We start from the raw sequence: 11,951 nt of genomic DNA on the forward strand, positions 1-11,951 counted from the left end.
CCCGGAAGGGGTTCTGTAGCCCGATCGGGTGGAAGTGGGAGCGGGGAGGCACGAGAGTGCCTCCCCGCTTCGTTTGGCCGAACGTGAGCGAGAAGAACGACGGTGCGAACCGCGATGCGACGAAACGATCGGCCCGGGAGCGACTCCAGGAGGAGCGCGAGCGGCAGAAGTCCCGGGACAAGCGGCGGAGGACCCTCCTCGTGGCGTCGGCGGTGGTCGGCGTCCTCGGCCTGGCCACCGTCGTCGGCGTGATCGCGGCCAACGCGGGCAAGGGCGACAAGTCCGCCAAGGAGGGCCCGGTGGTCGCCCCCTCCGGGGCCACCGGCAAGGACGCGCTCGCCATCCGGACGGGCAAGGACGAGGCCAAGTCCACCCTGACCGTCTGGGAGGACTTCCGCTGCCCCGCCTGCAAAGCCTTCGAGGACAACTACCGGGCCACCATCCACGACCTGGAGGCCAAGGGACTGCTGAAGGTCGACTACCACCTGGTCACGCTCATCGACGGCAACATGGGCGGCAGCGGATCGCTGAAGGGGGCGAACGCGGCGGCCTGCGCGCAGGACGCCGGCAAGTTCTCCGCGTACCACGACGTCCTCTTCCAGAACCAGCCGCAGGAGGTCGACGACGCCTACGGCAAGAACGCCAAGCTGCTGGAACTGGCCGGAAAGGTGGAGGGGCTCGACACCCCCGCGTTCCGCGCGTGCGTCGAGAAGGGCACCCACAACAGCTGGGTGGGCAAATCGCAGGAGGCCTTCCGCGCCGGGAACTTCCGGGGCACGCCGACCGTGCAGCTCGACGGCAAGGACATCTTCTCCGACCAGGCCAATCCGGTGACCCCGCAGAAGCTGAAGGAGCAGGTGGAGGCCGCGGCCAAGGGCGCCACCGGTGCCCCCGCGGCGAAGGGGTCGGCCAAGGCCTCACCGTCGGCCACACCCTCCGCCACGCCCTCGTCCACGCCGTCGGGCCGGGGGTCGAAGTCACCCTCGAAGACCGGATCGGCGGGCGCGGGGGAGGGCTGAGAATCACCCGTGCCGTGTGTGGATTTGGTTTCGGCTTGCCGGGCGGGTTGCGGTGTGCACCGCCCGGCAGGGTAGCGTCGGGTCTGCCATGGAACTTGCTTACATCCCCAGCCCGTCGACCGGCGTGATCCATCTCGGACCGATCCCGCTCCGCGGCTACGCGTTCTGCATCATCATCGGTGTCTTCGTCGCAGTCTGGCTCGGCAACCGGCGTTGGATCGCGCGCGGCGGCAAGCCGGGCACGGTCGCGGACATCGCCGTGTGGGCGGTGCCCTTCGGCCTGGTCGGCGGTCGCCTCTACCACGTGATCACCGACTACCAGCTCTACTTCGGCGAGGGCCGCAACTGGGTCGACGCCTTCAAGATCTGGGAGGGCGGCCTCGGCATCTGGGGCGCGATCGCGCTGGGCGCGGTGGGCGCCTGGATCGGCTGCCGACTGCGGGGCATCCCGCTCCCGGCCTGGGCGGACGCCCTGGCCCCCGGCATCGCGCTGGCCCAGGCCTGCGGGCGCTGGGGCAACTGGTTCAACCAGGAGCTGTACGGCCGGGCCACCGACCTGCCGTGGGCGCTGGAGATCAGCGAGGGCCCGAACCGGGTCGCGGGCACCTACCACCCGACCTTCCTGTACGAGTCGCTGTGGTGCATCGGCGTCGCGGTGCTGGTCATCTGGGCCGACCGCCGCTTCAAGCTCGGGCACGGGCGGGCCTTCGCCCTGTACGTGGCCGCGTACTGCGTGGGCCGCGGCTGGATCGAGTACATGCGGGTCGACGAGGCGCACCACGTCCTGGGGCTCCGGCTGAACGTGTGGACCTCGATCGTGGTCTTCGTGCTGGCCGTGGTCTACCTGGTCCTGTCGGCGAAGCTGAGGCCGGGCCGCGAGGCAGTCGTGGAACCGGACGCCTCCGGCGCGGAGAAGGGTGACACCCCGACCGACGCGGCCGACGCGGAGGCCCCGTCGAAGGCGCCCGACCTGACGAAGCCCGATGCGACCGACGCGGCCGACGCCGACCCGGACCCGGAAGGGTCCGAGGCCCCGCAGGCCAAGAAGCTCTGACCCAAGGGTCCCGAGGGGGCGCCGCGCACAACGCGGCGCCCCCTTCGCGTTGCATCCGGCGCCGCACCCGCACGACGGCAGGAGCCAAATCCAGCCTCGCCGGCGTTTGAGGCGCGGGGTTTGGGGCGGAGCCCCAAGAGGCGGCGCCGCACTCGCACGACGGCAGGGGCACATCCAGCCTCGCCGGCGTTTGAGGCGCGGGGTTCGGGGCGGAGCCCCGGGAGGCCGGGCCGCAGCGGGCCGCGGTCAGCGTTGGGCGGCCCGCAGGGACAGGGCCAGGGTGCGGTGCGCGGCGGCGACCACCGCCGGGTCGACGAAGCGGCCGTCGGGCAGGGCCAGGGCCCCAGGGGTCGCCCGGGCCGCCGCCAGGACCTCCTCGGCGGCGACGACCTCCTCCGGCTCCGGCAAATAGGCCCGCTCGATCACCGGCAGCTGGCGCGGGTGGATCGCCGCCCGGCCGAGGAAGCCGAGCGAGCGGCCGCGCGCGCAGGAGACAGCCAGCGCCTCCAGGTCCCGGATGTCCGGGAACACCGACTGCGCGGGCGGCGCCAGCCCCGCCGCACGGGCCGCCACCACCACCCGCGAGCGGCACCAGTCCAGGCCCGCCTCCGCGCTGACCGCCAGGTCGGCCCGCAGGTCGGCCTCCCCGAGCGACAGCCCGCGCAGGGCGGGGTGCGCGCGGGCGATCTCGTACGCGCGCTCCACCCCCAGCGCCGACTCCAGCAGCGCGTGCAGGCAGACCCCGCCCGTGCGGTCGGCGGCGGCGACCACCTGCTCCGGCGCGCTGATCTTCGGCAGCCGCAGCCCCGCGAGACCGTGCAGCCCCCCGAGGGCGGTGAGGTCGGCGCCGCCCCAGGGGGAGTCGATCGCGTTGACGCGTACGTGGACGGGGACCGGCGGCCGCTCGCCGAGCAGCTCGGCCGTGGCGGCGCGGGCGTACTCCTTGCGGGAGACCGGAACCGCGTCCTCCAGGTCGACGATCACCGCGTCCGCCCCGCAGCCGATGGCCTTGGCGACCACCGCCGGGCGGTCGCCCGGCGCGTACAGCCAGGTCAGGATCACAGCGCCCCCTCCATCCGCAGAGCGGTGATCTCGGCCTCGGTCAGGCCGAGCTCCGTCAGGACCTCGTCGGTGTCCGCGCCGTGCGGGCGGCCCGCCCAGCGGATCCCGCCGGGGGTCTCGGAGAGCCGGAAGAGGACGTTCTGCATCCGGAGCGGGCCCAGCTCCGGGTCCTCGACCTCGGTGACCGTGTCCAGGGCCGCGAACTGGGGGTCGGCCATCACGTCGCGGATGTCGTAGACCTGGGCGACGGCCGCCTGGGCGTCCTCGAAGGCGGCGACGACCTCCTCCGCCTTGTGGCGGGCGATCCAGCCGCCGACGGCCTCGTCCAGGACGTGGGCGTGGGCCGCCCGCCCGGAGCCGGTCGCGAACCACGGCTCCGCGATCAGCTCGGGCCGGCCCACCACTCGCATGACCCGCTCGGCGATGGACTGGGCGGAGGCGGACACCGCCAGCCAGCGGTCGTCGGCGCTGCGGTAGGTGTTGCGGGGAGCGTTGTTGGCGGAGCGGTTGCCGGTGCGGGGCTGGACGTAGCCGAGCTGGTCGTACCAGAGCGGGTGCGGGCCGAGCACCGTGAGGATCGGCTCGATGATGGCCAGGTCCACGACCTGGCCGTGCCCGGTGCGGTCGCGTCCGGCGAGGGCGGTCATCACGGCGTAGGCGGTGGTCAGCGCGGCGATGGAGTCGGCGAGTCCGAAGGGCGGGAGGGTCGGCGGCCCGTCCGGCTCCCCGGTGATCGCGGCGAAGCCGCTCATCGCCTCGGCGAGGGTGCCGAAGCCGGGGCGGTGGGCGTACGGGCCTTGCTGGCCGAAGGCCGTGACGCGGGTCAGGACCAGCCGCGGGTTGGCGGCGGACAGCTCGGGCCAGCCCAGGCCCCACTTCTCCAGGGTGCCGGGGCGGAAGTTCTCGATGACGACGTCGGCGGTGGCGGCGAGGCGCAGGAGGGTGTCCCGGCCGCCGGGGGTGGACAGATCGAGGGTCATCGTCCGCTTGTTCCGCCCGAGCAGCTTCCACCACAGCCCGACGCCGTCCTTGGCGGGGCCGTGCCCGCGCGAGGGGTCGGGGCGGTCGGGGTGCTCGACCTTGACCACCTCGGCACCGAAGTCCCCGAGCAGGGTGGCCGCCAGCGGCCCGGCGAACAGGGTGGCGAGGTCGAGCACGCGCATCCCTTGCAGGGGGCCTTGTCCGTGCCCATGCGCATGCCCTTGCCGGGCGTCGGCGGTTCCGGTGCTCGGCCGACCGGCCGCGGCGTCGGGGAGGCCGCTCCCGTGGCCGGAGCCGGAGCCGGAGCCGGAGCCGGAGCCGGGCCCGGAGGCAGGGCCCGGGACGGCGGGCCTCATGAGGTGGCTCTGGGTGCGGACTCGGGCTCGGTCTCGGGTGCGCGGCCCGGGGCGCCGGGACCGGGGGCCTGGCCGGGTTCCGTGTCCCGCCCGGCCAGGGCAGCGGCGTCGGTCTGCGCGCGGGTCGGCATCGAGTCCTGGGCCCCCGGGTGCTGCACGGAGAGCGCGGCCGCCGCCTGGGCCCAGCGCAGCGCCGACGGCATCGGGCGGCCTTCGCCCAGGGCCACCGCGAGGGCGCCGACGAAGGTGTCCCCGGCCGCGGTGGTGTCCACGGCCCGGACCCGCGGCGCGGGCACGGTCAGCGGTTCCCGGCCGCGGGCCGCGTACAGGACCCCGGCCGCCCCGAGGGTGATCACCACCTCGGGGACGTCCTGGAGGAAGGCCTCGGCCGCCTGGCCGGGGTCGGTGAGTCCGGTGAGGGCGGCGGCCTCGTGCTCGTTCGGCACCAGCAGGTCGGTGGCGGCGAGGAGTGCGGCCGGCAGTGGCTGGGCCGGGGCCGGGGTGAGGACCGTACGGACGCCGTGCGCGCGGGCGGCCAGGGCTCCGGCGAGGACCGCCTCCAGGGGGAGTTCGAGCTGGAGGAGCAGGGCGTCGCAGGCGGCGATGCGGGAGTCGTCCCCCGCCTCCAGGCCGGTGACGTGGGCGTTGGCGCCGGGGATGACGATGATGCTGTTGCCGCCCTCGTCGTCCACCGTGATGTGGGCGGTGCCGCTGGCGCCCTCGACGGTGCGCAGGGCCGCCGTCTCGACCCCGGCCGCGGTGAGCGCGGAGCGCAGCCGTACGCCGAACTCGTCGGCGCCGACCGCGCCGATCATCACCACCTCCCCGCCGAGGCGGGCCGCGGCGACGGCCTGGTTGGCGCCCTTGCCGCCGGGGACCGTGCGGAAGGCGCGGCCGGTGACGGTCTCCCCGAGGCGGGGGGCCTTGGGGACGTAGGCGACGAGGTCCATGTTCGTACTGCCGAGCACGGCGATGGCCGTCATGGGCGGGCTGCCTCCTGTGCGGTGATCCGGGCGAGGGTGTCGAAGCCGATGCCGTCGAAGCCGGGGACGGTGGTGGCGAGGCGGTTCTTGAGCGGTGCGGTCCAGCGGTGCGGGATGCTCTCCGGTGACCCGGCCAGGATCCCGGCGAGGGCGCCGACCGTGGCGCCGTTGGAGTCGGTGTCCCAACCGCCGGACACCGCACGGCAGATGGAGCCGGTGAAGTCCCCGTCCGCGTGGGTGAGGGCCGCGGCGATCAGGGCGGTGTTGGGGAGGGCGTGGACCCAGTGGTGGTGGCCGTAGCGGGCGTGCAGCCGGTCGGCGACGCGGTCGAAGCCGGCCTCCCGCTCGGCGGTCGTGACCCCGAAGCGGACGGCCTCGGCGAGGCGGGAGCGCGGCGGTACGACGGCCAGGCCGGCCCGGAGCGCGGTGTGGACGTCGGCCCGGCCGGTGGCGGCCTCGGCGGTGGCGGCGGCGACGAAGAGCGCGGCGTAGACGCCGTTGGCGGTGTGGGTGAGGACGGCGTCGCGGTGGGCCTGGGCCGCGGCGGCGGCCGGATCGCCCGGGTTGGTCCAGCCGTGGACGTCGGCCCGGATGAGGGCGCCGATCCACTCGCGGAAGGGGTTGCGGTGGGTGGCGGTGAGCGGGGGCTCCAGCCCGTGCAGGAGGTTCCGGTACGCGACGCGCTCGGCGGTGAAGGTCCGGCCGGCGGGGAGCTCGTCGAGCCAGAGGCGGCCGACGTCGGCGGTGGTGAAGCCCTTGCCGTGGCGCTGGAGGAGGAGCAGGCCGAGGAGGGGGAAGTTGAGGTCGTCGTCCTCGGGCATGCCGTCGATGTTCTCGGCGAGGGAGGTGGGGGCGGAGCGGCGGTTCCAGGCATGGGCGGCCAGGACCTCCGGCGGGACGCCGCGTTCGGTGAACCAGTCGTCCAGCGGCCAGTTCCCGGCGGCCCGGGCCAGGGCCCGGATCCCGTCGAGCGGCAGCTTCTCGACGGGCTTGCCTAGCAGGCATCCGGCGGCGCGCCCGAGCCAGGCGGCTTCCAGCCGGGTCTGCAGGTCGGGGTCGGCCGCGGGCTCGGGGGTGCAGGGAACCCGGTCGCCCGGGCCCAGCCCCAGCCCCAGCCCCAGGCCGGGGCCCGAGCCGGGGCCGGGGCCCGGGCCCGGGACGGGACGGGCGGGCTCCTGTTCCGCGGGTCGGGCCGGGTGCCGGTCGGGGAGGGGCGCGGGGCGGGGCCGGGCGCGCGCCGGGGCACCTCCTCGGGCGCCGAACGTGGCCCCGGGGTCGGAGAGTGCATCGGCGGTGTGTTCGGCGCCCTGCGGGGGCGCCCCGGCACACACCCGGCCCCGCCCCGCGCCGGAGCCGGGGTGGACCAGGGCCCCGGGGGGCGTGGTCCAGGTGGATTCCGGTGCGGGCCCGTCGGGGGCCGGTTCGGGCCAGGTGGTGCGGATGGACTGCCAGGAGGTGGGTTCGTCGGGGGTGAGGGGGGAGGAGAGGCGGGCGAGTTCGTCCAGGAGGCGGGTCGCCAGGGAGCGGAGTTCCGGCGGGGCGGGGGTGGGGGAGACGCCGGCCCGGTCCGGGGCCGGGGGGCCGCCCGCGGCCCGCCAGGCCTGCCGGACGGCGTCCGCGTCGCGGCCGTCCTCGGCCGCCTGTCGCAGCTCGTGCCCGATCAGGTCCTCGGGCTGGACCCAGGTGACCCGCAGCAGCCCGCCGCAGCCCGTCACCGGGGGTCCGCGAGGGCGGTGAAGGCGGCCTCGTGGGCGCGGCGGCGGGAGCGGTCGAGGGCGAAGACCTCGCGGGCCACCGCCGCCAGCGCCGCGGCCGGGGCGTGCAGGTCGAGGCGGCTGGCCTCGGCGACCTGCTTGGCCCAGGTCGCCGGAACCGCGGCCTCGCCGCCCAGGGCCCCGGCGACGGCCCCCGCCATCGTGGCGATGGAGTCGCAGTCCCGGCCGTAGTTGACGGCGCCGAGCACGGAGGTCTCGTAGGAGCCGTCGGAGATCAGCAGCATGCCGAGGGCGATCGGGAGTTCCTCGATGGAGTGCAGGCGCGAGGGGCGGCGGGCGCCGAGCGACGGGGCGCGGTAGTCCGGGCCGACCGAGTCGTACGCGGCCACCGCGGCGCGGAGTGGAACGAGGGCGGACTCGAAGTCCCGGTGTGCCGAAGCGACTTCGGCGACGGCGGCGATGGCGGCCCGGGTGCCGTCCTTGGCCAGGGACAGGGCCGTCTCCACCACCGACGCGGCGGTCGCACCCGGCACGCACGCCGCCGCGACCGCCGCCGCGAACACGCCCGCCGCCTCCCGCCCGTACGAGGACTGGTGCGCCCCGGCGAGGTCCAGCGCCTCCGCGTACGCGCCCGCCGGATTCCCCGCGTTGACGATCCCGACCGGCGCCATGTACATCGCCGCACCGCAGTTGACGATGTTGCCGTTGCCCGCCTCGCGCGGATCGGCGTGCGCGTAGTGGAGGCGGGTGACGATCCACTTCTCGGCCAGGAAGATCCGCTGCAAGGGGAGGGCCTCCGCCTCCAGTTCGGGGATCCAGCGGAGGTTCGTCATCAGGTCGGGGACCAGGTGGTCGGCGACGGAGTAGGCGTCGAGGTGGTCCCGTACGGCCTCGTAGACCCGTACCAGCGCGTGCGTCATCAAGGTGTCGTCCGTGACGTGCCCGTCGCCCTTGTGGTACGGGGCGATGGGGCGGGCGGTGCGCCAGTCCTCGTGCCAGGGCCCGACGATGCCGTGCACGCGGCCGCCGTGCCGTTCCACGATCTGGTCCGGGGTCCAGCCCTCCACCGGGCCGCCGAGCGCGTCGCCGACGGCGGCTCCGACGAGAGCGCCGCAGGCCCGGTCCTCCAACGTGAGCGTCATGTCCGAATCATCCCTTGGGTGAGGTGAGTTCCGTGCGAGCGAGGAGCGTGGCGAGCTCCACGAGATCGGTTCCGGCCAGGCGGGGGAGGGCGCAGCCGGAGAGGGTGCGGCAGGCCTCGCGCCAGGCGGCGGGGATGGAGTCGCCGCCGCCGAGGGCGCCGGTGAGCGCGCCGGCGAGGGCGGGGGCGGAGTCCGCGACGCGGGACAGGCAGGCGGCGGCGGGGACGGCCTCGGTCACCTTGCCGCGGGCGGCGGTCGCGAGGGCGAGGGCCACGGGGACGGTTTCGGCGGCGGCGATCCCGTAGCTGTAGACGTGGTCCACGATCTCGTGTTCGAGGGTGGGGACGATGGCGAAGGCGCCGCCGCCCTCGGGGTGGGCGCGGGCGAGTTTGACGGCGTGGCGGGCGTTGCGGCCGATCTCGGTGGCCTCGGGGAGCTGTTCGAGGGCGGCGTCGACGGCGGCGTCCACGTCGGGGGTGGTGAGCGCGGTGGCGATGGCGGCGGCCATGGCGCGGGCGCCGTGCACGCCGTCGCCGTCCTGGGTGTAGCGGGCGTCGAACTCGGCGAGGTCCGCCGCCGCGCGGGGGTCGCCGGGGTGCACGACGGCGAGGACGCAGGCGCGGATGCAGGCGGCGTCGTCGAAGTAGTGCGGGTTGTCGTGGCCGGTGGCGGGCGGGCGCAGGCCGGCGGCGAGGTTGCCGAGGCCGGCGCGGACGGAGATGCGGGCGCGGAGGGGGAGGACGGCGGACTCGACCTCGGGCGCGCGGTCCGCTGCCGCGGCGATCTCGGAGGCGAGGGCGTTCCAGGCGAGGTCGATGGCGGCGCGCATCCGTCTGGACCGGGAGAGGTCGCTGAGCAGGACTCCGGCGGCGGTGAGGACGGACTCGGCGGCGAAGGCGGCCCACTCGGCGTCGTCGCTCGGGCCGAGGCGGAGGGGTTCGGGGGGCTGGTTGAGGGCGATGGGGACGGGGAGGGTGGTGGTCGCGTTCTGCTCGGCGAAGGTGTCGAGCTCGCGGGTGAGGCGGCGGGTCCACTCGGGCATGCGGCTCGCGCGGTGGCGGGCCGCGGGCCACCCGGCCGCGTCGCCTGCGGCGAGCCCGAGCAGCAGCCCCTCGATCCGCCGGGCCCCATCCCGGCCCCCGGCCCGGTCCCGGGCGCCGGCCTGCAACCGGGCGTCGGCCCGGGCATCGGCAGCGGTGTCGGCGGGGGCGTCACCGTACCCCGGGGGGCGGGCCGCGACCCGGACGTCGGCCGGGACGCTCCGGGGCTGCGGGGCCGCTGCGGTGTCGGCCGTGGCGGTGGCCGTACGGGGCTTCGTGGGCGCGGGGTCGGGAAGGGGCGGGGCGGGGGAAGAGGCCCGCGGGGCGGCGGTCGGGGCCGCGGCCGCCGTCGGGTCGGCGTGGGTCATCGGGGGGCCTCGTATTCCGGGGTGAGGAGGTCCGCGATGTCCAGGACGTGGTAGCCCCGCATCGAGGGGAGGCAGCTGCCGCGCACCGGGCCGATGGCCGAGGACCAGGGCAGGGGGATGGCGCCCGCGCCGGAGAGGGCGCCGGACAGGGCGCCCGCCACCGCCGCCGTGGTGTCCGCGTCGCGGCCCATGTTCACCGCCGTCAGGACCGAGGAGGGGAAATCGCCCCGGCATGCGGCGAAGGCGCCGAAGGCCAGGCCGACGGCCTCGGGTGCCAGGTCCGTCCAGGGGTAGCCGCCGATGACCACCGCCGAGCGCACCGCCCGCTCGCCGCGCGGGGCGGCGGTGACGGCCCGGCGCAGGGAGCGGGCCGTCCAGGAGTCGGAGGGGATGACCGACAGGGCCGCCGAGATCACCGATGCCGGGCTGCCGCCCGCCATGGCCGCGGCGACGCCCGCCGCCACCGCCTGGCCCCCGTAGATGCCCTCGCCGTCGTGGCTGACGCAGCCGTCGATGGCGACCAGCCGGGCCGCCTCCGCCGGGCGGCCCGCCGCGAACACCCCGAAGGGGGCCGCCCGCATGGCGAGACCGTCCGACCAGGCGTGCCGGTGCTGGGCCGAGATGGGGGCCGCCAGGCCGCGGCGGAGGTTCTCCAGGGTGCCGCGCTCGCTGAAGCCCGCCCCGCGGAAGGGGCCCTCGTCCAGGTCCGCGATCCAGTGGTGCCACGCGCGCTCGACGTGCGCGACGGTGAGCGCCGAGCCGTGGCGGGCCAGCAGCAGGCCCGAGAAGATCGCGTACTCCGTGTCGTCCGTGCCCGCCGGGTCGTCCGAGACGAAGCCCTCGATCCGGCCCCACTTCGCCCGGATCTCCGACGGTTTCATGTTCTCGGCGGGGGCGCCCAGCGCGTCACCCACCGCGAGGCCCAGAAGAGCGCCCCTGGCCCGTTCGAGGAGGACCTGCGGATTGCATGCAATCAGCTCCATGGCGCGCCTCTCCACTTGATGGGACTCATATTGAGCCCTTGGGGGATTTGTGCCATGGCATGTGGTTTGTCGCTCGTCGCGAAACGCCCCGCGAACACCCCCGTCACCCGGTCGCCGACCCGCAAAACCGCAGGTAAGTACGGCCTTCCTTGCTGGCGGGCGGCAGAAATCGTGCGTAGTTTCGAGGTGTTCAGGGGGAGCGGCGCGTCTCGCGGCGCCCGTTCGCACAAATGGGGAGATATCCGTATGTCCATCATCGACATCGAAGCACCGCTGCACACCGCGCACCGGGACAACCACACCCACCGCGACGTCAACGGCGGATGGCTGCGGCCGGCCGTCTTCGGTGCCATGGACGGACTCGTCTCCAACCTCGCGCTCATGACCGGCGTGGCCGGCGGCGCCGTCGCCCCGCACACCATCGTGATCACCGGGCTCGCGGGCCTCGCGGCCGGTGCCTTCTCCATGGCGGCCGGCGAGTACACCTCCGTGGCCTCGCAGCGCGAGCTGGTCCTCGCCGAACTGGACATAGAGCGCCAGCAGTTGCGCAAGCACCCCGTCGACGAGATGGAGGAGCTGGCCGAGCTCTACGTCTCGCGCGGCGTCGAGCCGGCCCTCGCCCGCGAGGTCGCCATGCAGCTGTCCCGCGATCCCGAGCAGGCGCTGGAGATCCACGCCCGCGAGGAGCTCGGGATCGACCCCGACGACCTGCCCTCGCCGCTCGTCGCCGCCGTCTCGTCCTTCGGCTCCTTCGCCCTGGGCGCGCTGCTCCCCGTACTGCCGTACCTGCTCGGAGCCACGTCCCTGTGGCCGGCGGTGCTGCTGGCCCTGGTCGGGCTCTTCGCCTGCGGCGCGGTCGTCTCGCGGGTCACCGCCCGGTCCTGGTGGTACAGCGGGCTGCGGCAGCTGGTCCTGGGTGGTGCGGCCGCCGGTGTGACGTACGTCCTGGGCACCTGGATCGGCGGAGCCGTAGGCTGACCGGGCATGGAGTGAGACACTATGCAGAGCACAACATAAGTAGTTCGTTACCCGGTGGTTTCGCTCCTGTGTCCACCGGGCATCACACCAGGGCGCCCGGGCAATGATGCCCGCCTCGCGCCGGGACCTTCGTCCCCCGTGAAGCTTTGCCAAACGCCCCGAAGGTCCCCTCTTTTCTGCTTCGCGCAGTGTCCGCATGCTGGAATGGCATATCCGCTTCTCGGGATTGCCGTCATCATGTAACCTGCACGAAATTTCGCAGAGGGCCAA

At 75.0% G+C, this 11,951-nt stretch carries 10 protein-coding genes; 3 read left to right on the forward strand and 7 right to left on the reverse strand.

Translation table 11 applies throughout. The features are described from left to right. Positions 1-83: 83 nt before the first annotated feature. Positions 84-1,019: a DsbA family protein gene (locus ACFWBN_RS25415; RefSeq protein WP_385179313.1), complete on the forward strand. Its 936-nt coding sequence runs from the start codon at positions 84-86 to the stop codon at positions 1,017-1,019. A gap of 88 nt (positions 1,020-1,107) precedes the next feature. Next, positions 1,108-2,073, forward strand: a complete 966-nt coding sequence (gene lgt, locus ACFWBN_RS25420; RefSeq protein ID WP_385179314.1) for a prolipoprotein diacylglyceryl transferase — start codon at positions 1,108-1,110, stop codon at positions 2,071-2,073. Between the two features lie 246 nt (positions 2,074-2,319). Here the strand turns inward: lgt and ACFWBN_RS25425 are convergent, their stop codons facing one another. The 7 genes from ACFWBN_RS25425 to ACFWBN_RS25455 all read right to left on the reverse strand — a co-directional run bounded on the left by ACFWBN_RS25425 (position 2,320) and on the right by ACFWBN_RS25455 (position 10,703). Next, complete coding sequence (locus ACFWBN_RS25425) at positions 2,320-3,135, reverse strand: HpcH/HpaI aldolase/citrate lyase family protein (RefSeq protein WP_385179316.1); 816 nt, start codon at positions 3,133-3,135, stop codon at positions 2,320-2,322. Continuing rightward, positions 3,132-4,298, reverse strand: coding sequence for a CaiB/BaiF CoA transferase family protein (locus ACFWBN_RS25430; RefSeq protein WP_385179318.1), 1,167 nt, complete (start codon positions 4,296-4,298; stop codon positions 3,132-3,134). The genes ACFWBN_RS25425 and ACFWBN_RS25430 overlap by 4 nt, the downstream gene beginning before the upstream one ends. Before the next feature lie 170 nt (positions 4,299-4,468). Then, entirely contained in the window at positions 4,469-5,455 is a 987-nt protein-coding gene (gene rbsK, locus ACFWBN_RS25435) for a ribokinase (protein ID WP_385179320.1), read from the reverse strand. Further along, positions 5,452-7,170, reverse strand: coding sequence for an ADP-ribosylglycohydrolase family protein (locus ACFWBN_RS25440; protein WP_385179322.1), 1,719 nt, complete (start codon positions 7,168-7,170; stop codon positions 5,452-5,454). The genes rbsK and ACFWBN_RS25440 overlap by 4 nt, the downstream gene beginning before the upstream one ends. Continuing rightward, positions 7,167-8,312: an ADP-ribosylglycohydrolase family protein gene (locus ACFWBN_RS25445; protein ID WP_385179324.1), complete on the reverse strand. Its 1,146-nt coding sequence runs from the start codon at positions 8,310-8,312 to the stop codon at positions 7,167-7,169. The genes ACFWBN_RS25440 and ACFWBN_RS25445 overlap by 4 nt, the downstream gene beginning before the upstream one ends. A gap of 7 nt (positions 8,313-8,319) precedes the next feature. After that, a complete protein-coding gene (locus tag ACFWBN_RS25450) occupies positions 8,320-9,720 on the reverse strand; it encodes an ADP-ribosylglycohydrolase family protein (protein ID WP_385179326.1) in 1,401 nt (466 codons plus the stop codon). After that, positions 9,717-10,703: an ADP-ribosylglycohydrolase family protein gene (locus ACFWBN_RS25455; protein ID WP_385179328.1), complete on the reverse strand. Its 987-nt coding sequence runs from the start codon at positions 10,701-10,703 to the stop codon at positions 9,717-9,719. Before ACFWBN_RS25455 ends, ACFWBN_RS25450 begins: the two co-directional genes overlap by 4 nt. Positions 10,704-10,949: 246 nt before the next feature. Between ACFWBN_RS25455 and ACFWBN_RS25460 the strand changes: the two genes are divergently transcribed. Beyond that, positions 10,950-11,681, forward strand: a complete 732-nt coding sequence (locus tag ACFWBN_RS25460) for a VIT1/CCC1 transporter family protein (RefSeq protein ID WP_385179329.1) — start codon at positions 10,950-10,952, stop codon at positions 11,679-11,681. The last annotated feature ends 270 nt before the right edge of the window (positions 11,682-11,951 follow it).

This window comes from Streptomyces sp. NPDC059989 (assembly GCF_042736975.1).
Lineage (GTDB): Bacteria > Actinomycetota > Actinomycetes > Streptomycetales > Streptomycetaceae > Streptomyces.